The sequence below is a fragment of the Pleurocapsa sp. PCC 7319 genome (genome assembly GCF_000332195.1).
Classification (GTDB): domain Bacteria; phylum Cyanobacteriota; class Cyanobacteriia; order Cyanobacteriales; family Xenococcaceae; genus Waterburya.
On record NZ_KB235920.1, the window covers coordinates 1 to 24,459 of the forward strand.

A 24,459-nucleotide genomic window follows, 5' to 3' on the forward strand; every position below is an offset into this window, starting at 1 on the left:
TGACTCAGTATGAGCTTCACCAGTTCCTTTTTTGTACTAACTGGTTGAGTTTTTCTAGTTCGTTTAACTCAGGTTCCTGGTTCATCTTACCGTTACATTACCCAGTTTTCTTAACGAGTGCAACCTTATCTCTCTTTTTAATACCTGAATCCTTACAGTAAGCAGTACTAACTCTGCGTTTTTCGATTCTTCCGTGACCTTTAAAAATATTGGTAAAACTTGTCATGTTGGACAAAATTTCGTTTTTACAGCTTGATCTAGTTTGGGTTGATTTCCTTTGACAGCAGCAAGATAGTGATTTCCGCTATTGATAATTGTTTCAATAGTTTTTTGTGTATTGATTGCATCAAATGCAAAAACTACCCCTTCAACGGCTAAAAGCCTCAATAAATTTGGGTATTGCGGTAATTTCATTACTCTTGTTTTTAACTTTTTCTGGTCTTAGGATTAGTCCTCTTTCAACTAGGTAAGCCGTAACTAATGTGATTGCCTTGTGTGGCTCACAATGAGGGTTGTCTGACGAAAGTAAGTATGAGCCTTTTAACACTTTTCCGTCCAATGCCAAAGTCTCACCTGCTAACGGTTTGATTTCAAAAAAACTTGCTAATCTAGCTGAATACTCCTCGTAATCCAAATTTAATAATGCTCTCCTAATTGTGCTGTAAGAAGGGATTCTTCTGACTTCAAATAACTCTTTTAATTCTTCACTGTACGATTTTAGCCAATCTCCGAGCGCAAGAAAGCCTTGGTTGCCTGCTGTCACCCCCAGTGTAAACAGAGCCAAACATAATTGTAATGAATGCCTTGTTCCCTGTTTTCTTCTACGATCTGGCATTCGAGAGAATGCTTCTATTATCGCTATTTCACTCACTTTTCTAGTTTATTTACACTACCACAATTACAATATCACCTAGAATGAAATAGCCCTGACAATATAATTGAACAAGATCATAGATTTCCCAAAAAGCTAGCTAAATATAAATCATATTTTCAATATTTTCATACAGCATGGCGAACATTGAGAGGATATGAAATTATGAATGCTATTCGTAAAGGTCAAGTTCAAAATGTAGAGAAACATGACGTTTTAGGACAAAGAGATTTTATTCATTCTCTTTTTGGGATTGCTGTCTGAAAAATCAGTTATTCAAAGAGTTTTTCTGTCCGTTAAAACTTTTTGCAACAGAACCAAACAGATTTAGCATAACCTAGCCTAACGAGCGATCGCATTTTGGGTTTTTGAAACTAGATCGTGAACAGCCAGGCGGTCTGAGCGAATCAACATCGAAGTAAATAAACACAAAAATTCAATAGTAATCAGACTCAGAAAAATTATTCCAGATACTCCATCAACATATCCTAACTGTTCTAATTGTCGCTCAAAAAGATAGTGAAAAAACAAGTCGGTAATAACAGGAAAATATACTAACAAGCCATAGCGAAGACAGAGTGTCAAAAACTTGACGGATTTTCCATTGGCACGAACTAGATGAATAAATACCAATTTTTTCCCAGGAGTTTGTCCCTGCCATAGCCAGGGAACGATAATAAAATAAGCAAAATAGACCAGAAAATAGATTCCAGCCTTATACTTTCCTTCCCAATCACCAAACAATAGTGAAGATATTCCTTGTGCCAAGGTATTAGCTAAAAACCAATCAATAACAAAAGCCACCAAACGACGCATCGGACTTACTTTCTGGGGAATTTTCTCGGGTTGATGCTGTAAGTTTGGCAAAAACTGAAATAAAGGCATAATCAAATATCCTACTACTGCCCCCGAAGTATTTAAGATCAAGTCATCTACATCAAAATAACGATAAGGACAAGGATAAATGCCATAAATCCCCGTAAGCTGAGTCATTTCAAAAGTTGCGGTAGTGGCGATCGCAATCAACAATGCTAGTCTAAAACTAGTTTTAAAATAATAGTGCAGATAAAAACCTAGAGGCATCAACAATAAGAAGTTAAAAAATGCCTGTAAAAATACCGAGCTTTCCAAAATAGAAATCAAGTTAAAGTGCCGTAATGAAATCTGATTTCTAGTTACAGTATCTCTTATAAATTGCAGCGGAATTAGTTGAACTTGGGAAGCTAAAGAATGAACTTGACAAAAATTTGTAGTTATTTCAGGTAACGGCAGAATAACCAGAAAAATAGCACAAAGACCATAAAATAAGAACGAATAGAAGACTAAAGCACGATCAAATCTTAGGTAGCCAAATCGCCGATAATGAACAACACAAATAGGAATTAGTAATCCAATTCCTAGTAACAAGAAAATATATGCAGCTTCCTCAATAGGTACTAAATAAACTTTGAACATAAGTCATAAGAATACTAACTTTTGATTTTAGAAATATTCACTAGAGCCATCAAAAAGTAATTTTCAGTTATCCTTGGCTTTAGTTAGCCAGTCTCAACCAATCACTATAACTTCTTTTATTTTGATCAAAAAAGTGGTGTATTCAAGCATTATACTAACGCTTATATACTTTTTAAAGTAATGATAGTAGTTGTTAGCTACTAGTTAGTAAGTAGTACTTCCAATTTAGTCGACGATTCTAAAATCATGAGCTATATTCTTGTATGAGAAACGATAGGTTAAAGAGGTTAAATAAAGATGTCCTATGACGATAAATTTCTTATGCAAGTCAATGATTGATCAAGTGAATTAGTGAAAAATACTAGTCTTATCTTGATTTACTTATGCTTTTTGCATTGAAATTTAAAGTAGAAGTATGCCCCAAAATTGTGCAGTAAATTGCAATTTTTCTAGTTAAATTTAACTAGGGAATACTATCTATATATTTAGTGCTTTTTAATATTGTATTACCTATATTGGTAAATCTAAAATTTCTCAAATCACTATATTACCAAATATAATTTCATGAACAAGAAATTCCGAAAATATTCAGCAATTTCAACTGTTGTAGCAACAGTTTTTCCCAGTATTTTTATTGCCACAATTAAGCCTGTATTAGCCTCAAATTACTTGCCTGAGCAGCGTCCTGGCTGGTGTAAGAATGAGGTGCTAGATCGTTACAACACCTATATGGCAGATGTCACTATTACTGGTCAAAAGAATAGAGAAGTTTCTTGGAAGCTGGATAGCACTGGTAGAAAAGGAACTTGTCTATTTAACAGTAACAATGAATTTGTCAGGATTAAAGTTAGCCCGCATGAACTCCATTACAAGGCTACAGGTGCCATTTATTGGAATAAGAGAAAGAAAAAATGGATTGCTCCAGATGGGGGGATTTGTCATACTTGTTCTCCAGAGAATGGCTTTCCTATGTCTCCAAAAACACAAGATGGATTTTTCTTTCTCCCAGACGATAATCTTTGGTATGACCCCGATGGTCATGAGTGCTATAGTTGCAATCCAGCAAACGGTTTTCCTATTCCTCCCTCTTAAATAACTATCAGCTCTTGACTTTTTACTTTTAGGCAAATTACCAAAAAACACAAGTCAAGAGCGTCACTAGATAGTGATGATTCCTGGTCAAAAAAGCAAAGCTTCTAGTTCGAGGAAGTTCTGAGGGTATGAAAATTTTGAGGTTCTAGAACCATACCTTTCGAGGTTTCTTTAAAACTATAGTACATGCTAGTTTCGCTAGAAGCACAGCATTGAGGATCAGAATCTTGATAGCGGTCAAAAACTGCTACGATTTCATCTTCTCGAAAGAGATAAATTTGAGAAAGGCTGCCATCGCTATGAGAGTTCATCACAGAAGGTGAAAGAGTACCCACAAAATCGCCTTCTTTAAAGACAAAATATTGAAAATTCATTGGTCGACATTGAGCATCTGCATTGACCATCCCTGAGATGATTGTAGTAGAACCAAATACTTGAGCAGGACCATAAAGCATCCAACCACCAATTTCTACGGATCTATCTTCGGGTAGAGATGCAGTGCGAAATGATTCAGTGCAATAGGGTAAATTGTCTTCAACTTGAATTGGAGCTCGAGGAACGGCTTGACCAGGTAGATTCCAGTTCTGACTAGCTGTATCGAGCCATGATTCATTACTAGTTTGTGAGCCTGATTGCTCAAACACCAATACTCCTGAACCTTTAACAGATTGATAAGATATGCGTAATTTACCTGCTTTTGTAATCTCAAATCTCTGCGCTCCTTGAAGAGCAGCCATATATTGGAATTCTTGTTCCATCACTTGAGGCAGACAAGCTTTACGAGTTGCAGCAAGATCGCCCACTTTTAATTGCATTTTAGAGATATTAAAAGAACCATTATAGTTATTGCACCCTCCTGAGCCACTAATCGTTTCTTCGCTAAATTGAACTGTAATTTCTGTATCTCTAGCCACTGGTTTGGTTGTATTACCTTCTTCCCACTGCATTAATTGCCAAGGGTCTTCTAAATTTGAATCGGAGACAGGAGGTGGAACGGCGATCGCTGGAGGACTTAATAGAGGATTGAAGAGCGATTGAGCTAATCCAATTGATAATAAGCCAAGCCCTGAATTACACAAAATTGATAAACAGTTGTTTGTATTCATTAAATTTATCCGTCAAATAAGAATCAATTCAGTTATAGTTTATTCCTAAAAATATAGCTCCCTTAAAAACACTTATAAACAAATATTTGAGTTTCTAAAATGAGTATATTTGACTTCAAAATTAAAAATGAAGTAAATCAATGATATCTACAAAAATAAGTCAAAGCCTTTATTATTTATCGATTGGTAGTATTTCAACAATCATTTTTTTTGATGTAAAAATATTTTTTAAATTAATTAATTCTAGCTTTACCTCTATCTACTAACTCTAAAAAATCTAAGCCTACAATTATTATTATGAACAGGTTTTCCCGTTGGTTATTAATTTGTTTGATAACTGTCTCGTTTATTTTGTGCGAGCAAAATATTTTGTTTAGTCAGACTCCAGATTCAGTTATAAGTTCTACTAAAAGCAATGCCTTTGAAAAAATAGCCTGTTCCCAACTGGGTGCTACTTCAGAGTTTAATTCTGAACCTAATAATAGTAATCTTTTCCCGATTCCAGGTACCGAGGAAGGTAAAGATTATGAATGTGGCTCATTAACCGTACCTGAACATCATAGTGAACCTAATGGCAAAACAATTACAGTAGGAGTTGTTATTGTTAAAAGTTCTAATCCTAATCCAGCAGAACCATTGGTTATGTTTCAGGGAGGACCAGGGGGCTCTAGTGTTGGTATTTTTACGTCTTTTGCTTCACCAGATAATGAAACAGGCGAAATACTGAGAGCTGATCGAGATTTAATTGTATTCGATAAACGCGGAAATCGATATTCAAAGCCCTGGTTAAGTTGTCCAGAACTAAAACAGGTCAATGATACAGAAGATGGAATAGAAGTAAGGGTAAGAGCTTTACAAGCTTGTCGCGATCGCCTAACTGAATCAGGTGTGAATTTAGCAGCTTTCAATAGTGTCGAAAGTGCCCACGATGTTGCAGTATTGGTAGACTCCCTAGGATATGACAAGGTTAACCTCTATGGCGTATCCTACGGAACCGAATTAGTATTCAATATTATGCGTGAGCATCCTGAAATTATTCGCAGTGTGATAGTAGATGGCATTGTTCCCCCAAATCCTAGTATTGATTCCCAGTATGCTGTAATTCTTGATCGGCTAATTAATAATATTGATCAAGCCTGTGCTGATGATGCAGACTGCGATGAATTGTATCCTGATGTTAAACAGATTTTTGAGGAAACCTTTCATCAATTGAATCAGACACCAGCTTCGATTCAAATAGTTGGTAAAGAGGGCATCAAACAAGAATCTATTACAGGAATTGATTTTGCCTCTGTGTTATTTCAGATGGCTTATTCATCTGGTGCACCATTCGTGATGCCCGCCATGATTTATCAAGTTCACGATCGCGAATATTCTCTGATTACTCAATTTTATTACCTTAATGCTTTACTGGAAGGAGCTGACGATTCTGCTGATGGCACTTACTTTTCGGTAAAGTGTTCTGAAGATAAGTTCTATGCTGATCGATTAGTAGTTGAGGGTGTTTCTGATGTTGCCCAAGATTGGGGAACGCAAACCTTTCAGGAAATGGAGCAGTCTTGTCAAGCGTGGAATGTTCCAGCAGTCAAATCCTCTGATCGTGACTTGGTAGTTAGCGATATTCCATCACTACTATTCAATGGGAACTTTGATCCCATTACACCCCCGCCTTTTGGCAAGTTAGTAGCTCAAGGCTTAAATAACAACACTAATGTTATATTTCCTGCCAACGGACATGGTGCAATTTTGAGTGGCTCTTGTGCCACGGGCATTATGACTAAATTCCTTGATCGCCCTAATCAGTCTCTAGATACCAGTTGTACCAATAGGCAAAAAATATCTTTTATTACGAAGAGAAATACCTTAATTGCCCCAGGAACTACTTGGTTAGCTCAATCTCTTCTCGATTTAGCATGGGGAGATATTCTTCGGCGCTTAGTGCTACTTATTTTATTGATGCTCTTTCCTTTAGTTTGGTTCATCATTTGGTTAATTACTCGAATGCGCCATAAAGGACAATTACCCAAAAAATCATCTAGTGGGGCACTTTGGGCAGCTTGGTTTGGTACATTGCTAGCAGCATGTAGTGCGTCTTGGATTGTACTTCAGTTAGTTCAGATTGGGATGACAGCGACTTCTGGTGGGCATGGTAATTTTGGGTTCACTCGCATTTTTGTTGGGGTAGACCGCAGTTTTGCTTGGGTCTATGTAATTCCAATTTTGATAGCTTTACTCTCTGTGATTGTGGCAGTAATGGCGATACTTTCTTGGAAGCACCATTACTGGGGTAAAAGAAGGCGATTCTACTACTCCTTTACAGCAGGAGTGGCGATCGCTTACAGTTTTTACCTGGCTATGGCTGGGCAACTGACTGTTTTCTTCCACTAAAAGTCACACTGAAACTTTTGAGCACTGGTATTTAAATAGAGTTTTCTATTATAGCTAACTGAAATAAGTTTGAATCGCTGAAGAATTAAAGCTAAATTGGGATAATAACCCTTAAACAATCGAAAATAAAACCTAAAAATGGCATATTCTTTAGATATGCGGCAACGTGCATTAGACCTGTTAGAAGAAGGCAAAAGCAAAACAGAAATATCAAGAATGCTTGGAGCTAGTAGAACAAGTATTCTTCGATGGGAAAAAAGAGCCTTAAGAGGAGAGCTTGCAGCTATTTACCCCAAAAAAAGAGGTGGGTTTAGAGCTGGTTCTAACGGATTTTGTGGATCAACCACTTTGAAGGGTTTGGCGACCGTTCATCGAGCTAGCAATCAACAAATTGTGAAGCCAATTGTGATGATAGCTAAAACCATTGAGATCGCTAAACGGCGATATCCGTGACCTGGTTCTAACGGATTTTGTGGGTAGTAGAAATACTCAGGATAATGGGGCTTGAAGCACAAAAGAAATCAAATTGAGATAAAGTCAACAAACAATCAATTGATTTTCAGTAAAAATTCAAGCATGGCAGTTTCTATCAGAGGAGATAAAAGTATTTGTTTACCCGTTAGCAGTGAAGAACAATATCAACAACTAATCGCCAATAATCACAATTATAGAGCCTATTTGCTGCAACTTTATGCCAAGTATCCTGAAATTTTTCCCAGAGAAATGGAAGCAGGGTTCAGCTTTCATGATTGGGTGGTCTCCAGCAAACAGGAACTGTCAATGCGCCGCATTAAGCTCAAAGCTAATCAGCAGGTCTATCAATTGCGTCCTGACTTCATTATGCCTTATATGGTAGGAAAAACCGACGAAATAGACAAACCAATGTATTTAAGACAATTTGGTGTGCCTTTTGACGCTTTAAGTTATGTTTTCGGTCGTAATGCCATGTACTGGTATCGTATTTACCTGTCTTTAGGTCGAGCCTCGATTGTGGGAACGACAATCAAAGACGCTCAAAAACTGCCTCCACATCTGGTAGCGGATGAAAAACATACTTGGTTAGGGGGTTCACGAGTTTATCTTCCTACTACCGTAGCATCTGGCTGTATTTTGGGAGTTAGCTTGACCGAATCAGCTAGTGCGCCAGCTTTAACTAAAGGATACGCAGAATTTCAAACCGAAGCTCGTCTTCTCGACCCCAATTATACCCCAGTGACAGTCAATACAGATGCTTGGGACGGAACTAAACAGGCTTGGCTTAATCTATTTCCCACGGTGACTTTGGTACTGTGCTTTTTGCACGCGGTGCTAAAAGTGCAGAAAGGAAGCCCCAGTTATCGCAATTTAAGAAACAAGCTCAAAGCTCTGCTCTGGAAAGCTTATAAATCCTCTACTGCTGCTAAATTCTTGCAAGGAATACGATTAGCTTTGATTTGGAGCAAAAAACATATCAGACGGAAACGCACTTTAAGCAAGATGCGTCAATTATGCCGTCGTGCTGCTCAATTCACAGTCGCTTATCAATTTCCCCAAGCTCATCGCACTAGCAATATGGTAGACCGGTTGATGAATCACCAAGACCGTTTACTCTACACTATGCAATACTTTCATGGTGACAAGGAGTCGGCAAGATTATATCTACGTTCGATGGCACTGATCTGGAATTTCCATCCCTACGCAGCTAGAACTCGCTCAAAATGCTCGTCACGGATATCGCCGTTTAGCGATCTCAATGGTTTTAGCTATCATCACAATTGGCTTCACAATTTGTTGATTGCTAGCTCGATGAACGGTCGCCAAACCCTTCAAAGTGGTTGATCCACAAAATCCGTTAGAACCAGGGCTAAACCTTCAATTAACAGGTAATCTAACTTTTCTTGAGCTGCTTGTTTTTGTGCTTGACGAATTAGAGTCCGAATATATTCACTAGCTGTACTATATCCTCCCTGAGCGATTTGTTCGTCAATAAAGGTACGCATAGAGTCAGGAAGAGAGATGTTTAGAGATGTCATGGCATTGCAATAGGAAACAATCTAAGCGTACAAATATATTATGGCAAATATTGCCAATTTTTGTTATTCATCATGAATAGAAACTCTCATAACAAAATGAAGTTCAGTAACAAAGTCCATTCGTTCCTGGTCTTAATCTGCTTATTTTTCTTGGCTATAGCTATGACTCCTGTAGTAGCAGAAATCTCGACGCATTCTGCTATGGTGCAAACCCAACTAAATCCTAATCAGTTAGTAACTAAGGCACGAGAACTATACAAAAAACAGGATTTTGAGGCAGCTTTACCCCTATGGCAACAGGCAGCAAATGAATTTGCTAGGTCTGGAGATAGTTTAAATCAGGCAATGTCGTTAAGTAATTTGTCTTTGACTAATCAACAGTTGGCTCAATGGCAAGCTGCGGATACGGCTATTAGAAAAAGTATCGAGGTATTAAATTCTAATCAAGCCGATAATTTACCTATTTTCGCTCAAACATTAGATATTAAAGCTAAATTACAGCGAGAAACTGGTCAATCGGCAGAGGCGATCGCATCTTGGCAACAGGCAGCTAAAATTTATCAACAATCAGGTACTTCTCAAGCACTTGCCCAAATCAAACTCAATCAAGCCCAAGCTTTACAAGACTTGGGTTTATATCCCCGTGCTTGCAAGCGTCTGTTAAATATATTACTTTTAGAAAATATTTCTACCTGCAAACAACTTAGCCAACTTACCCCAAAGGAATTAGAAGCGGAACTTAAACCTCTTACCTCAAAGCCATCTTTGACCGAAGTATCGGCACTGGGAAACTTGGGGGATATATTACTAATTATTGGTCAACCAAAACAGTCAGAAACCATCCTCAAGACTACCCTAAGCCTAGCAAAGAAAATCAATGCCCCCGAAGAACTGGCAATTAACAGTCTTAGTTATTTAAATATCTCCCAAGCATTGCAAATCCAAGCAGGGGACGTTCGAGGTAAAAGTCAAATATATAGCCAACAAGCAATAGAGGCTTATAACCAGGTGATGTCTTTAGCTACTTCGCCAGCTACTAGACTTCAGGCACAACTCAATCGCCTCAATTTTCTGATCGAGCAGGAAGAATGGCAAGAAACTGATTTATTATGGCGATCGCTTTATGCTCAAATTAGCCAATATAATTTACCTGCAAATCGTGACAATATCTATGCCAGTATTAACTACGGACAGAATTTAATCGAATTAATTGCTCAAGATAATCCAGAGATTTCTGCTCCTTCCATAGTCGGCATAGAGAAAATTCTGGTTGGCGCTGCTGAAAAAGCGCAGGCATTGGGAGATCGACGCTTAGAAGCTTATGCTTGGGGGAGTCTGGGTAAACTAAAGGAAATCACTAATGACTATACTGCTGCGAAAAAAATTACCCAAAAAGCACTGAGTTTAGAATCTAGTTTTGATGCTCCCGATCTTAGTTATCAGCACTTTTGGCAATTAGGACGTATCCACAAAAATCAAAATAATATCAAAGAAGCGATCGCCGACTACACCAAAGCCTATGATGCCTTACAATCCCTGCGAAGAGATATTGCTACTATCAATCCAGAAGTCCAGTTTTCTTTTCGAGATGAAGTCGAGCCAGTCTATCGTGAATTAGTGGCACTGGATGTCAAATATACAGAAGGCTTAAATACTAAAAATAACAATCAACAAGTTCAAGAGAGGCTAATTCAAGCCCGTGAAGTGATTGAGTCTTTACAAATAGCCCAGTTAAACAACTTCTTTCGCGAAGCCTGTATTGATGTTAACCCTCAAGTAGTTGATGCGATCGATCCCAATACTGCGGTTATATATCCCATTATTCTGCCAGATGAATTAGCAATCATTTTAAGTCTGCCAGATCGACAGCCCCAATTATATTCAAGTAAAGTCTCTCAAGCCGAGTTAGAAGAAACGGTAAGAAAAATTAGATCGTCACTGCTGCAAAACTACGATCTAAAGTCAGATTTACCTCAGTATCAACAAGCTTATAATTGGGTGATTCGTCCTTTAGAATCTGAGCTAGCAACCAATAAAATTAAAACCATTGCTTTCGTCTTAGATGGTGCTTTAAGGAACATTCCTATGTCGGTACTGCACGATGGCAACCAATATCTAGTGGAGAAATATGCCTTAGCTTTAACACCAGGATTACAGCTTTTTGATACTGAACCTGTGGGAGCGATTCAACTAGATGCTACTACCGCAGGCTTAAGTAAAGTTCGTCCTAATTTTAAACCTCACAGCGGTTACAACGACTTAAAGGAAGTACCAGTAGAGTTAGAGCAAATCGAAAAAATTGGACTGACTAAACGTTCTTTACTTAACAATCAATTCACCCAAAAAAATCTCAAGCAAAGTATTGAAGATTCTGGCTCTCCCATCGTACATCTTGCTACCCATGCCAAATTTAGCTCTAAAGCAGAAGACACCTTTATTCTTGCTTGGGATAAACGCATCAATATTAAAGAGATCGATGACCTATTGCGAGATGATACCTATAACCGCAAAAATGCGATCAAACTTTTAGTTTTGAGTGCTTGTGAAACTGCCAGTGGCGATCCGCGAGCTACCTTTGGTTTAGCGGGATTGGCTGTGCAGTCAGGAGCAAAAAGTACCTTGGCAACATTGTGGTCGGTAGTAGATAAGAGTACCGCTAAATTTATGGGAGATTTTTATCGCCAACTTCAAAAATCAGGGGAAAATAAAGCTAATAAAGCCGAAGTTCTCCGTCAAGCACAGCTCGATCTAATGGACAATCAAGAGTTTAATCATCCCCACTTTTGGGCTCCATTTATTTTGTTAGGCAACTGGCAGTAACTAGCAATTAGCGAGTAGCGAGTAATTCTAATTGCTACTTTACTCTCCTACTTAACTAAAATCCAGGGGGGAGTAATACGCGATCTATTTCAATAATTACTCCATTACTAGCTACAGTAGGAGGATATATAGGCAAGGCATTATTTAGGGTATACCCACTTTTGTCACTAGTTATTGTGACCATCTCTCCCGCTAACGTTTGAACTTTACCGCGATCGATATCCTTTTGGCTAACTTTCCCAGATATCAGGTGATATTGTAGTACTTTCTGACGATTTTTTGACTCACTAAATCTCTCAAATACATCATCTGATAAAGCATTGAATGCATCATCGCTGGGAGCAAGTAAGGTCAATTCCTCTTTTTTGAGTTTTTCAGTTAAACCTGCCGATTCTATTTCTGCCACAAGATTTTCAAAATCAGGATTATTCTCCAAGCTATCAACTAAATTTCCATTTCTGTAGAAGTAGTCAGAATTAGCATTGGGTTGAAATAAATTGATGAGAGGATAAGATGCTTGGGGAAAAACAGGAATGTCAGTGAAGATAATGATACCTGCAATACCAATCGTGTAGATTAATCTTTTTACCCACTTATTGGTGAAAGAAAAATTTGTGTTGGAGTTTGTCATCATATTTCTAGATTAAAGATGCCTAAATAATTATCTATTGGTCAACTAAAGCTCTATCTCCCGCGATTTTGTCGTCATATTTTCGACAAACTTTTAATTTATCTGACTCTTTAGGACTTTCTAGGAAATAACCGTATTTTTTGAGATTTTGGCAACCTTGCTTTAATTGATTGACTAAGTTTGGTATTTGCCAAATTCTGATAGTTTTATCGGCAGAAGCAGATGCAATAAATTTACCGTTTGGACTATAGCTTAAATCTAGTATCTTATCTTCATGACCATTTAGAACGTAAAGTAGTTGACTAGTGTTAGCATCCCAGATTCTGATGGTTTTATCCGAAGAAGCAGAAGCGATCGTCTCTCCATCTGGACTATATTGTACTGCTGTTACATAACCTTGATGACTGCGAAGCTGTTTCAGTTCTTGACCAGTGTTAGCATCCCAGATTTTGATGGTGTTATCCGAAGAAGCAGAAGAGATCTTTTTTCCATCTGGACTAAAGCTCACACTTACTACATGACCTTGATGACCGCGAAGTTCTTTGAGTTCTTGACCAGCAGCAACATCCCAAATTTTGATGGTGTTATCCCAGGAAGCAGAAGAGATCTTTTTTCCATCTGGACTATAATTTATACCCATTACACGATTAGTATGACTAGAGAGCTGTTTCAGTTCTTGACCAGTGTTAGCATCCCAGATTTTGATGGTGTTATCCGAAGAAGCAGAAGCTATCTTTTTCCCATTTGGACTATAGGTCACATCCTCCACATAACTTTGATGACCGCGAAGCTCTCGAAGTTTTTGACCCGTATTAGTATCCCAGATTTTGATGGTGTTATCCGAAGAAGCAGAAGCTATCTGTTTCCCATTTGGACTATAAATCACTCTTTCTACATTATCTTCATGACCTTTGAATTCTTGGAGTTCCTTTCTAGGAGTAGCATCGACATCCCAAATTCTAATTGTGCCATCGGCAGAAGCAGAAGCTATCTTTTTGCCATCTGGACTATAAGTTAAACTTTCTACACTATCTTCATGACCTTTGAACTTTCGGAGTTCTTCACTAGGAGTAGCATCAGCATCCCAGATTCTAATTGTGCCATCGGCAGAAGCAGAAGCTATGGTTTTGCCATCTGGACTATAAATCACTCTTTCTACATTATCTTCATGACCAGATAAAATTTGAAGTGTATTATCAGTCGCCACGTCCCAAATTCTAATGGTTTTATCGGCAGAAGCAGTAGCTATCTGTTTCCCATCTGGGCTATAAATTACACTTTCTACACTATCTTCATGACCAGTTAAAATCTGAAGTATATTGCCAGTAGTCACATCCCAAATTCGGATAGTTTTATCTGAAGAGGCAGAAGAGATCTGTTTCCCATCTGGGCTATAAATTACACTTTCTACACTATCTTCATGACCAGTTAAAATCTGAAGTGTATTGCCAGTAGTCACATTCCAAATTCTAATGGTTTTATCGGCAGAAGCAGTAGCAATTGTCTTGCCATCTGGACTATAACTTAAATCGTTTACATAACGAGTATGACCGCTTAAAGTCTGGAGTTCTTGACCAGTAGCCACATCCCAAATTCTAATGGTTTTATCAGTAGAAGCAGATGTAATCGTTTTGCCATCTGGACTATAAGTCACATTGTTTATAGAGTTTTCATGACCAGTTAAAACCTGAAGTATATTGCCAGTAGTCACATCCCAAATTCTAATGGTTTTATCGGCAGAAGCAGAAGCAATTGTCTTGCCATCTGGACTATAGCTTATGCTTGTCACAGAGCGATCGTGACCATTTAAGACCTGAAGTATATTGCCAGTAGTCACATCCCAAATTCTAATGGTTTTATCGGCAGAAGCAGAAGCAATTGTCTTGCCATCTGGACTATAACTTATGCTTTTAATAGAACTTTTACTCTCATGACCTCGAAGTAATTCTATTTCTCGAAACTTACTATTGATCTTATATAGAGAAAGAATTGTAGACGAAGTATTTTCCTGCAAGAGTTTATCATTACTGACAAAGGGATATAGTTTTTGACCTAGTTCCATTGCCAAGGATAATAAACTCATTCCTTCGCTATTACTGCCAAAATATTCATTATCTTTAATTTCATTAATAATGTTAGTTCCCTGTAATTCTGTTCGAGCTATTCTTACTTGATTTTGAGTTATTCTCAATTTACGCTGAGTATAAAAGATAGTAAAAACAGCAATAACTATAAGTAAAGAAGTAATACCCAAACTCCATCGAATAGTTTTCTTATTATTATTTTTCGTTTTTTCTAGAGTTAATTCAGCTTTTTGGATTTTTATATTTAAATTATTATTAGCTTCAGTTAAAATATACCTTTCTTTTTTTTGGTCGATTAGTTTATGTTGAAGTTGAAGTTTTTCAGCTTTCTGACATGCCTTTAAAAAGTTATAATCAACAGAGGAAAGAATTTTATCTTCTGCCCAGTTTAAGGCATCTGTCAATTCATCACCTTTTATAAGTTGAGAATCATCTATTTCTTTAGAATCCAACCATTTCTTTAAGCTTGCTGCATAAGGGCGTAGTTTTTCTAACTCTTTTTCTATCCAACACTGATTAAAGACTTCACTATAGATACGATTATAAATTTTTATTATACCTTGTCTTTTGAAGACTAAACCTGTTAAGAGTAATTCTTCTTGTTCTGGAGAATTATCAGTTCTAACTGCTTCTCCATTTAATAATTTTTGATATATTTTTAATAAACCAATTGTTATTTTTGGATTATTTAACAATCTATGCTTGATAGTTCTGAGATGCTGAGGACTATCTTTTATTTCATCTAGACCATTAATAATAATTTTTTCTCTTAATACTTTTTCAACATATTTTTCAATTAAGTCATTAGTACAATTATCTTCACAAAGAACTAAGTAGCATACTTTTTGGGTTAAAAATGGCTGCCCCCCTGTCCAATACAATATGTTTTCCATAACTTGTTCAGGATTATCAAACTTACATTTCAATCCTTTAGTCAAAGGTGATACTTCTTTTAGTTTAAATTCCTCTAAATTTATTGCTTTTCCAATATTAAATGGAGTACGATTTTTATCTTGAATAAGATCAGAAGGAGTAGTTGAACCAAGCAAGCAAAAATTTAATCTTTTATATCTAAAGTCATTAGCTCTTTCATTATAAAAAGATCTTATTAATGCGAAAAAGCCATCAGAATCTACTTTGTCAATGCTCAAGATAGAATCAATTTCATCTATGAATATAACTATTGGGCAATTGATATATTTCAAGATAATATCTTGAATAAATAATGCTAATTTATTTGGTGAGGCTAATAATTCTTGAATTCTCCACCATTGATTTAAGTCTAGTTCTTTCTTAAGCCCCAAGCTTCTGAGTAAATTATTAGCAATAACCCCATAGAATTGTTCTTCTGTAATATTTCTATTAGTGCTACTCAAATCAATAAACACACAAGCAAATCCATCCTCTTCTAATCTTTTTTTTGTTTGAAGTGAAAGACTGGATTTTCCCATTTGTCTGCAATTAAGTACGTAGCAAAATGAACCTTCTTTAAGAGCTTGGAAAAGTTGTTCATCTGCTTGGCGTTTAACATAGGTAGGGCTATCTATTTCTAGAGTTCCTCCTAGCTGATACTTAATTGTATTCATTAATCTGTGCCTTAGTTAATTGTTTCTTTTGATCTTCTTTTAACTTTTGACACAAACTATTTTATGATCCCAGTTATACAGAAGATGAAGATACTTAATGTCAGTCTGTTTAAAAGTTCTCCCTACCAAGAATAAAGAATATTTACATTTGCCTTTGCATTAAATTAGCAAAGACTCCTGGAGTATTAACTAATTGATCAAAGCTACCCTGCTGAATAACTCTACCTGATTGCAATACATAAATGCGATTTGCTTTACGAATAGTACTAAGTCTATGAGCGATAACAATACGAGTTACCTGAAGTTTATCCAGGCTGTCGCTGACAATTGCCTGAGTTTTATTATCTAAAGCGCTTGTAGCCTCATCGAAGAAAAGAATATTAGGTTTGAGAACCAAAGCTTTGGCAATTAATAGTCGTTGTCTTTGTCCTCCTGAAAGATTGCCTCCTCCTTCACTAATTACGGTGTGCATTCCCATAGGCATTTTGGAAATATCGTCTTTTAAACCGGCCATTCTAGAAGCATTCCAAGCTTCTTCCAGGTTTATTCGCGCCCCTCCAGCCAGATTATCAAAAATAGGACCTGACATAATTTTGCCATTTTGTAACACAACTCCTAATTGTCGACGAACAGCACTAATATCTAAACCAGTTAAATCTTGACCATCGTAGTGAATACTTCCCTCTTCTGGGGTTTCAAAACCAAGTAGTAATCTTAGAAGTGTTGATTTCCCACTACCAGAACTGCCTACAAGCGCAATAAATTCCCCTGGCTCGATCTGAATGTTGATATCTTCTAGGGTAAGAGGAATGTCTGGGCGATAGCGAAATGAAACATGCTCAATGTTAATTCTACCAATGAGTTTGCCTGGATCGGCTTTGGTAAGTTCTATCTCTGGAATTGTTTTTAAAATTGGTTGGGCACGATGCCATTGGGGAACAACTTCTAAAGTGTTTGTGACCGTATTACTAACGCTGGTGACCCCCTGAAGAAAGGTTCTAAATGCGGTATTAAAAGCTAAAAAAGTCCCGACTGTTAGACCAATTTGACCTTGGGTTTGAGCATCTGTGAGTAATTTAAGAGTAAACCAAAACAATACCCCAGAAATAATTGTCGGGATGACGGTATTAAATACTGCCACTATATCTTCTACCAGTTGAGTGCTTAATTCTAGCTGAATTTGCTGACTATAGTTTTTACTCCAAGCTGCAAAAGCGCGTTTTTCTGCCCCTGCTACCCTTAATTTGGATATGCCGTTGATTAGTTGAACAATCTGTCCGAAGATATTACCTTCAAGCTCTAGTAGAGGACGAACTTTGCGTACCAAAATGACACCAGAAATAGATGTTATGATTGCAACTATAAACGCCACAGCTACTGCAACTAAAGCCAATTTAACGCTGTAGTAAAATAGTAGTACTAAATTAAGTAACCCAAACAATCCTGTAATCAGTTGGATGAGAGTATTACCTCCTAAATGACGGCGAATAGTACTTACGGAACTGACACGAGACTGCAAGTCTCCAGTAGTATAATGACGGAAAAAAGATACTGGTAAGTTGAGCAGACGATCCCATACCGCAGCTTGGGTATAAGCATCAGAGGTTGTTTCTACTCGCAGTAAAGAGAACCCTTGGGTGAGTCGGAATAAGGAGATAGCGATCGCTGCTAAAACTAAACCACCACCAATTTGTAAGAGTAATCCGCGATCGCTGTCGGGAATGGCATTATCGATTAGAATCCTCGTAGCATGAGGTGTTAGCATTCCTAATAATGTGGCTGCAATCCCTGTTAAAATAATTACTATGAGGTCTTTCACTCTACCAGAAAGAGCGAATCGCAGCACATCAATTACATTAAGAGCTTTATCGGGTAAAGAACGATAAAATATATATGCCATCGGGTTTAGAGTGACTGCATTTTCTTTGTTAACTAAAATACGAGTTTGAGTTGTGGGATCTAACATTTCATAGCGATCGCTTTTGACAGGCAAAAGTGCTACGGGTATTTCTTTTTTGTAAGCTACTAATGCCCCACAATCAGTCAACCACCATTTATCTCGAAGTAAAACCTGTCGCACTCGTAAACGAGAAGCACGAGCGATCGCTTCTAAAGGCTCTTTAACTCGATCAAGATCTTCTGAAACAGAAGGAGGTCTAATAGTAACTCCTAAAACTTTTCCCACTGCACCAGCAGCTACTAACAATGGTGCATCACCGCTCGATAGTTCGTTTGATTGGGACATCAAGGGCGATGCTAACTCTCTTAAAGCAGTTACAGTTATTCGATTGTTGAGGCTTTCTCGATCTTTTAATCTCTGTAGTTCTTCAGTATGTTCTTGTTGAGTTTGAAACTTAACGTAATTGAGCAGCAGTTTATGGAGTTGAGATAAACCTAAAAGTAAAGTATTGGTATCTTGCAGTTTCTTGGTAGTATGAGTTGTTAACTGAACTGCACCATCTGCTGATAACCACATTGCATCGTTGATAGGCATGGTTACAGTCGCATTAGTCAGTGTGAGTTCTTCCCAACCTAGCCAGCGTAAATAGCCCTGTTGAATCTTAATCCAAACCACCCTATCTGCTTCTGGTTGCCAAGTTTGACCGTTACTTAGAGAAAAGCGTTCCTGAGTTTCTGCTTTTACTTGAATTGGTGGCAGAGAAATAGTGGCAAGAACATCGCTAAATTTATCCAGCCAGTTTTTTATCCACGTGTCAACTCGAATATCTGCATTACTAACCAAGCAATTGAGAAATTCTCGATCTAGTTTTAATAATTCTGTTTCACCAATTGGGACTGCCAGTATTTGACTGTCGGTTTTACCAAGACTAGGAATTGTACCAAAAAGAGCTTCATTGGGTTCGCAGTTAAACAAATAACGGCGATTGCCCAGAATTAAATCATCTTGTACTGTTACCATAAAGATAGCGATCGCTCCAGTTCGAACTAACCATACTGTCTGTGGATCGTTTAGCAATATCGGTTCGTTACCTCGTATTTTGGATATTTGTCCTGGTAAATCCTGTTTATTAATCATTGGTCAATTTAATTTTAGTTATGTCAGTCCACTTTTAATCAACCGTGCGTAAATTCCTTTTTGTGGAGATAACTCTTCGTGAGTACCCCGCTGGACTATCTTGCCGCGATCGAGAACGATAATTTCATCACAGTCACGGATAGTGCTTAGACGGTGAGCCACAATTAGACAAGTGCATCCTCTGCGTCTTAGGTTGTGGTCTACCATCTTTTCCGTTTCCGCATCCAAGGCACTGGTAGCTTCATCCATAATTAAAATCGAAGGATTATTCACTAAAGCGCGGGCGATTTCCAATCGTTGTCTTTGTCCGCCACTTAGATTAGCTGCCCCCTCTAATAATTCTGCGTTGTATCCTCCAGGTAGGGATTGGACGACATCGTCAATCAAGGCATCTTGACAAGCCTGCTTGATATATTTGTCAGGGATAGTTGTATCCCAAAGAGTTAGATTATCTCTTACCGTTCCTGAAAACATCAATATATCTTGTTCAACCATAGCTAAAGAGTTAGTTAATAACTGGTTAGAGATTAGAGATTTTGGTTGATTGTCGAGCAAAATTTCTCCCGACCAAGGTTCGTAAAGTCCGCTAACTAATTTGGCAACGGTAGACTTACCAGAACCACTACCACCAACTAGGGCAACTCTTTGTCCTGGTTTTAATTTGAGGCTAAAGTTTTCAACTAGAGGTGCCTCCAAACGACTATAGCCAAAAGTTAGATCTTTTAATTCTAAGTGTCCTTCTAACTTGGGCGTTGATGAAATTTCTCTATTGTTTGCTTCTCTGAGTCGGTGCTCTAATCCTGTATCAGTAGGATTATCTAACACATCATCCAGACGAATTAAATTACCATCTAATTCCTGAAGAGTTCTACCAAAACTTACTAAATTATTGACAGGCTGTTGAAAGTTTACCATCATACTTTGAAAAGCTACTAGCATCCCAATACTGAGATGCCCATCCATAACTCTCAATCCACCAACAGCAAGAAGAAAAGCTGTTGAGAGTGAAGACAACAATACGGGTAATACTGATAAAGTCTGGTTTGTAACTCCCAATTCCTGTTGAGAATTAATTGCTTTGGTGTAGTATCCTGACCAACGAGCGAAAATATCCGACTCTAAACCCGAAGCTTTAATATTTTCAATACTTTGTAGAGCAGCAATAGAGGTACCTGCGGCTTTACCATAGTCTTGAATTAATCGCTGATTAGCATCTTTACGTTGGCGAGAAATCTTTTGAAGAGTGATTACATTAATCGCAGCAAAACCAAATACGATAACTGTCAATACCAAATCATACTGACTCATGACTATGACATAAAAACCAAGCATCACTGTATCGATGATGGTGGTTGCTAACTGTCCTGAGAGAATATCGGCAACTTGATTGTTTAAATTAGTTCTATTACTAATTTCTCCTGCAAATCTTTGAGCATAAAAACTGACGGGAAGTCTTAAAATATGCCAGAGAAAACGACTCGACATTCCCACAGCCAGTTTGATTTTAAGACGACGTAAATAGCGCAATCGCAATAAAGTTAAACCACATTGAAAGATAGCCGCGATCGCCATTGCTAATAGTAGGGGTCGCAGCCAATGTTGTCTTCCTTGAATTAAGATTTCATCGATGAATACTTGAGTGAATACAGGAACTACCAACCCTACTAAAGTGAGTAAAAATCCCGCTAACATACAGTATGCCAGTGCTCCTGTTGTCCCTTTAAGTCGCGACCAGATAGCTAGCAGCATACTCGCTTTACGGCCGCCTTTTTTAAATTCTTTTCCTGGTTGGATTACCAGGACTACACCAGTGTATGCCTCGTCGAATTCCTGTAGAGAAACAGTGCAAGGTCCTGTAGCAGGATCGTTGAGATAAACTTTTTCTTTACCCCAACCTTCTACGACTAAAAAGTGATTGAAGTTCCAAAACACAATATAGGGTAAGGGAAGTTCTCGCAACTGAGCTAGTTCTTTTTTAAAGCCTTTAGCTTCCAACCCATAACGTCTGGCAGCTTTGAGCATATTCGAAGCTTTAGAACCATCCCTCGAAACGCCACATTCTCTTCGTAGCTCTGGTAATGGTACTATTTGACCGAGATAATACATAATTATCCCCAAAGTAGCAGCACCACACTCCACCGCTTCCATTTGCAGGAGAGTAGGAGTTTTGACGCGTCGCCGACGAGATGGCAATAGTTTCTGGAGTTGTTGCCAAGGATTAGAGAGATTTAAAGTAGAATTAGTAGATACCACTGACCGACCTCAATAAAGGAATAACATAACTAATAGGTGACCTTTCCTCTACCTTGACGCGAGCAATAGTTGTAGTTCCAGGGGAAATTTTTAAGTTTGGTCCAGAAGAAGAAGACCACCGATAGCCACTATAAGTATTGGCATCAGATTGCAGAGTAGCAGATACTTGCATTAATCCCGGTCGGTCTTTTGACACTAAACCTTCAACCACTTCGGGATTGCCAACAATATTGGCAGCAGCTTCTTTCGTAATGGGAAAGGGTGAAATTCGCTTAACTTCCCCTATAATACCGCCAAATCTTTCTCTTTTAATTGTCTGAGGGGTAATTTGAATATTCATATCTGGCTGAATTTTTTTGCCATCTTCAACGGGAAAATAGGTAATTCCCACCATTTTGCCCCTTGGATTATCGATATCTATATTGGCAATACGATTGCCTGGCTGAACTACTTGACCGAGATTGGTGGTAATTTCTAAGATTTTGCCGTTATGTTGGCTAATAATTTGGCTATTATCTGTAATTTGTTCGGATAATCGAGCAATTTCTCGCTCAGTTTCCTGTATTTCTTTAGTGCGGTTATTAGAATTTTCCCAATCTTGTTGGGCGAGATTAGCTTTTTTACTCCGAAGCTCTTGTAATTGAGCTTTAATATTTTTAATTTCGTTTAAATTTGAAAGATATTCTTTTAAAGCATCTGCTTCTTTGACATCTAGTTGCTTTAGTTGAGATTCAGCCTCGCTAATCTGGGCGGTGTTATCGAAATATTCTTGTCTCGCCTGCAAAAGTACGTCATCGGAGATTGCTCCTTCATCAAATAGCCTCTTTCGTGTCTTTAATCTTTGTTCAAAGGTGGGTAATAATTCCCTCAAAGTTTTTAAGCGAGTTTTAACAGCCTCGCGATCGCGTTCTATGGATACTAACCCTTTATCTCTTAAAGTTGGGGTAAGTTCTTCTAAAATGTTTAATCTTTGTTCTAAAGTCTGACGCTGTTCCGATATCGACTCTAAATCCCGATCTTGTCGTTGGTTTTGCAGCAGATTAATATCGCGATCTTGATTTTGTAACTGAATTAATTTAGCTTGAGCTAATTCTAATTGTTTGCGAAGATCTATCTGAGCTATGGTAGCAATGACTTCTCCTTTTTTGACTTGATCTCCTGGTCTAATTTTGAGTTCTAATAATTGTCCCGTACTTTTGGCTTGAAGAGGCACGACTTTACTGGGAAAAATCAAAACACCTCGACCTTCTACCGTTACAGGAAGCTTCCCATAAACGCTCCAAATCCCTGCTGCCAATATTAAAGAACCAAGAGTCGCCAAGGGCAGCCAGCTTTTGGGATTGACTACCCGCATCAACAGGTCGAGTTTTTCGGGAGATGCCAAACGTTCTAGAGATTTTTGGCGAAACAATTTGCTTTCTTGAGGAGGCGATTGAGTAGAACTATTTTTTATTTGTATCTTGGATGCTGGAGTTTCTAAAGTCGTTTGGGATTTATTCTGATGAAATTTTTCCCATAATCCTGGAGCTAAATGGAAATATCCTCTGTTTACTGAGTGAATTGCATTATTTAACTCTTCTATAGGAGCATTTTTTAGTAAGTACCCCCTTGCCCCCGCATCTATAGCCCGATCAATATATTCACTGGTTTCGTGAGAACTAAGAATCAAAATTCGACATTCAGGAAAGCGTTTTGAGATGATTCTGGTTACTTTGATTCCATTCATTCTCGGCATTTCCAGATCGAGCAGAATGACGTCAGGTTTTAATGACTCTATTTGCTCGATCGCGATTTCGCCATCTTCGGCAGTCCCTACTACTTCCAAATCTGCTTCAGTTTCTATTAACAGTTTAAGTCTCTGACGTACTAAATTTTGGTCGTCTACAATTAGTACGCGAATCTTAAGACTACGAGAATTTTTATCTGAATTAGATGAAATTAACCTAACGATTTTATCGCTCATTTTAGGATGATAAGAAAATTAAAGACATTGTTTTTATCTTTGCAGCCAGAAAATCATCTTTTTAGCTGACTTTGGATTGTTCCAAGATCCAATCAAATCTTTTTCCAGCTAATGCCATTCGATCTAAAGCAACATTATTTAATTCATCAGCATATGTTTCGGTATGATCTAGAGAATCTCCCTTGTGATACATTCTCCTACTGTGAGCTAATCGAGATAACATCCCTTGCAGTCTATCTGCCGATAATGCGGAAATAGTTCGGTAGAAACGGGCTGCAAAGCTAATATCTTGCTGTAACTTAACTGACAATAATGAGCGAGATATAAACAAAATAGTTGTATTTTTAGTGGTTGTAGCATTAATCGCAGACAAGCGGCCATCAACAAGAGCTGTCTCTCCAATCGTTTCGCCTTGAGAGAGTTTTGCTATTTCAATTTCTGGGTTTGAGCTATTTTCGATCGCCGAGAAGATTCGAGTTAAAGGATTGCGTTTATCTTCGGTAACAGACAAAGATATTTGACCGCTAAGGATTATATAAAGTGCCTCTATGGGTCTACCTTCTTGAATTAAAGTAGTATTTGCCTTGATTTTTTGACGATCGCCATTAGCAATTAACCAATCGAGATCGCTATCATTGAGTTCGCCAAAAACATATAGTACATCTTTAATTGAATTGTCTGGAGCAATTTTACTGCGACCCAAGCGATTGATAATCGTTTCTAATTTATTGGCAAGTAAAATATTGAGCGCTTGATAAAATCGGGCTGCAAAATCAATATCTGATTCTAACTTAGCTTCAATTTGTAACAGCGGAATAGACAAAATTTGTGAATTTTCTAGGGCTATAATATCCGTCATCGGAGGATGCAAATTAATCAAGGACATTTCTCCTACTACTTCGCCACTAGATAGACGAGCTATTTCTATTCCTGTAGTTGGCTGGTCGTCATTAAGCGCGATAAAAGCACGGGATAGAGGATTATTATCAATCTCAGATACATAAGATCCTAAACTTCCTTCAATTAATATATGCAAGCAATCTAGAGATTTGCCAGCTCGAACAAGTTGAGTCCCCGAAGCTAGATCTTGACGGCGACCAGTCTTGAGCAACCATTCAATATCGCTATTATTTAATTCCTTGAGTAAAATTTCCGTCATGA

Annotated in this window: 15 protein-coding genes; 5 read left to right on the forward strand and 10 right to left on the reverse strand. The window is 37.8% G+C overall.

What is annotated here, in order from left to right:
- Nucleotides 1–367: 367 nt before the first annotated feature.
- Nucleotides 368–871: a transposase family protein gene (locus PLEUR7319_RS34155; protein ID WP_256380622.1), complete on the reverse strand. Its 504-nt coding sequence runs from the start codon at nt 869–871 to the stop codon at nt 368–370.
- A gap of 342 nt (nt 872–1,213) precedes the next feature.
- Entirely contained in the window at nt 1,214–2,326 is a 1,113-nt protein-coding gene (locus PLEUR7319_RS34160) for a VanZ family protein (protein ID WP_019503863.1), read from the reverse strand.
- A gap of 564 nt (nt 2,327–2,890) precedes the next feature.
- On the opposite strand from PLEUR7319_RS34160, the gene PLEUR7319_RS0103750 reads away from it, so the two are divergent.
- Complete coding sequence (locus tag PLEUR7319_RS0103750) at nt 2,891–3,418, forward strand: hypothetical protein (protein ID WP_019503864.1); 528 nt, start codon at nt 2,891–2,893, stop codon at nt 3,416–3,418.
- 104 nt (nt 3,419–3,522) lie between these two features.
- On the opposite strand, the gene PLEUR7319_RS37755 is transcribed toward PLEUR7319_RS0103750, so the two are convergent.
- A complete protein-coding gene (locus tag PLEUR7319_RS37755; protein ID WP_019503865.1) occupies nt 3,523–4,524 on the reverse strand; it encodes an META domain-containing protein in 1,002 nt (333 codons plus the stop codon).
- Nucleotides 4,525–4,821: 297 nt separating this feature from the next.
- Between PLEUR7319_RS37755 and PLEUR7319_RS0103760 the strand changes: the two genes are divergently transcribed.
- From PLEUR7319_RS0103760 to PLEUR7319_RS0103770, 3 genes are all read left to right on the forward strand, one after another.
- Nucleotides 4,822–6,912, forward strand: coding sequence for an alpha/beta fold hydrolase (locus PLEUR7319_RS0103760; RefSeq protein WP_144054245.1), 2,091 nt, complete (start codon nt 4,822–4,824; stop codon nt 6,910–6,912).
- Nucleotides 6,913–7,050: 138 nt separating this feature from the next.
- Entirely contained in the window at nt 7,051–7,365 is a 315-nt protein-coding gene (locus PLEUR7319_RS34170) for an IS630 transposase-related protein (RefSeq protein ID WP_019503867.1), read from the forward strand.
- 123 nt (nt 7,366–7,488) lie between these two features.
- A complete protein-coding gene (locus PLEUR7319_RS0103770; RefSeq protein ID WP_019503788.1) occupies nt 7,489–8,730 on the forward strand; it encodes a hypothetical protein in 1,242 nt (413 codons plus the stop codon).
- Here PLEUR7319_RS0103770 and PLEUR7319_RS34175 read toward each other — a convergent pair.
- Entirely contained in the window at nt 8,718–8,924 is a 207-nt protein-coding gene (locus PLEUR7319_RS34175) for a type II toxin-antitoxin system ParD family antitoxin (RefSeq protein WP_036798631.1), read from the reverse strand. The genes PLEUR7319_RS0103770 and PLEUR7319_RS34175 overlap by 13 nt on opposite strands.
- Before the next feature lie 72 nt (nt 8,925–8,996).
- Between PLEUR7319_RS34175 and PLEUR7319_RS0103780 the strand changes: the two genes are divergently transcribed.
- Entirely contained in the window at nt 8,997–11,744 is a 2,748-nt protein-coding gene (locus tag PLEUR7319_RS0103780; RefSeq protein ID WP_026102286.1) for a CHAT domain-containing protein, read from the forward strand.
- A 55-nt stretch (nt 11,745–11,799) separates the two neighbouring features.
- On the opposite strand, the gene PLEUR7319_RS0103785 is transcribed toward PLEUR7319_RS0103780, so the two are convergent.
- The 6 genes from PLEUR7319_RS0103785 to PLEUR7319_RS0103810 form a co-directional block, all read right to left on the reverse strand.
- A complete protein-coding gene (locus tag PLEUR7319_RS0103785; protein ID WP_051044386.1) occupies nt 11,800–12,378 on the reverse strand; it encodes a fasciclin domain-containing protein in 579 nt (192 codons plus the stop codon).
- A gap of 31 nt (nt 12,379–12,409) precedes the next feature.
- Nucleotides 12,410–16,045, reverse strand: a complete 3,636-nt coding sequence (locus PLEUR7319_RS34180) for an AAA-like domain-containing protein (protein WP_019503871.1) — start codon at nt 16,043–16,045, stop codon at nt 12,410–12,412.
- Nucleotides 16,046–16,187: 142 nt separating this feature from the next.
- Nucleotides 16,188–19,082: an NHLP bacteriocin export ABC transporter permease/ATPase subunit gene (locus tag PLEUR7319_RS0103795; protein WP_019503872.1), complete on the reverse strand. Its 2,895-nt coding sequence runs from the start codon at nt 19,080–19,082 to the stop codon at nt 16,188–16,190.
- Nucleotides 19,083–19,100: 18 nt separating this feature from the next.
- Entirely contained in the window at nt 19,101–21,335 is a 2,235-nt protein-coding gene (locus tag PLEUR7319_RS0103800; RefSeq protein WP_019503873.1) for an NHLP family bacteriocin export ABC transporter peptidase/permease/ATPase subunit, read from the reverse strand.
- Nucleotides 21,322–23,298, reverse strand: a complete 1,977-nt coding sequence (locus PLEUR7319_RS0103805) for an NHLP bacteriocin system secretion protein (RefSeq protein ID WP_019503874.1) — start codon at nt 23,296–23,298, stop codon at nt 21,322–21,324. The genes PLEUR7319_RS0103800 and PLEUR7319_RS0103805 overlap by 14 nt, the downstream gene beginning before the upstream one ends.
- A 61-nt stretch (nt 23,299–23,359) precedes the next feature.
- Nucleotides 23,360–24,457 carry a cyclic nucleotide-binding domain-containing protein gene (locus PLEUR7319_RS0103810; RefSeq protein ID WP_019503875.1) on the reverse strand — a complete coding sequence of 366 codons (1,098 nt, stop codon included), beginning with the start codon at nt 24,455–24,457 and terminating at the stop codon, nt 23,360–23,362.
- Nucleotides 24,458–24,459: the final 2 nt, after the last annotated feature.

Bases quoted from the DNA above. Each gene is read 5' to 3' on its own strand.
- PLEUR7319_RS37755 (WP_019503865.1), bottom strand. From the start codon at position 4,524: ATGAATACAAACAACTGTTTATCAATTTTGTGTAATTCAGGGCTTGGC.
- PLEUR7319_RS0103805 (WP_019503874.1), bottom strand. From the start codon at position 23,298: ATGAGCGATAAAATCGTTAGGTTAATTTCATCTAATTCAGATAAAAAT.
- PLEUR7319_RS34160 (WP_019503863.1), bottom strand. From the start codon at position 2,326: ATGTTCAAAGTTTATTTAGTACCTATTGAGGAAGCTGCATATATTTTC.
- PLEUR7319_RS0103750 (WP_019503864.1), top strand. From the start codon at position 2,891: ATGAACAAGAAATTCCGAAAATATTCAGCAATTTCAACTGTTGTAGCA.
- PLEUR7319_RS0103770 (WP_019503788.1), top strand. From the start codon at position 7,489: ATGGCAGTTTCTATCAGAGGAGATAAAAGTATTTGTTTACCCGTTAGC.
- PLEUR7319_RS0103785 (WP_051044386.1), bottom strand. From the start codon at position 12,378: ATGATGACAAACTCCAACACAAATTTTTCTTTCACCAATAAGTGGGTA.
- PLEUR7319_RS34180 (WP_019503871.1), bottom strand. From the start codon at position 16,045: ATGAATACAATTAAGTATCAGCTAGGAGGAACTCTAGAAATAGATAGC.
- PLEUR7319_RS0103795 (WP_019503872.1), bottom strand. From the start codon at position 19,082: ATGATTAATAAACAGGATTTACCAGGACAAATATCCAAAATACGAGGT.
- PLEUR7319_RS0103810 (WP_019503875.1), bottom strand. From the start codon at position 24,457: ATGACGGAAATTTTACTCAAGGAATTAAATAATAGCGATATTGAATGG.
- PLEUR7319_RS0103780 (WP_026102286.1), top strand. From the start codon at position 8,997: ATGAATAGAAACTCTCATAACAAAATGAAGTTCAGTAACAAAGTCCAT.
- PLEUR7319_RS34170 (WP_019503867.1), top strand. From the start codon at position 7,051: ATGGCATATTCTTTAGATATGCGGCAACGTGCATTAGACCTGTTAGAA.
- PLEUR7319_RS34175 (WP_036798631.1), bottom strand. From the start codon at position 8,924: ATGACATCTCTAAACATCTCTCTTCCTGACTCTATGCGTACCTTTATT.
- PLEUR7319_RS0103760 (WP_144054245.1), top strand. From the start codon at position 4,822: ATGAACAGGTTTTCCCGTTGGTTATTAATTTGTTTGATAACTGTCTCG.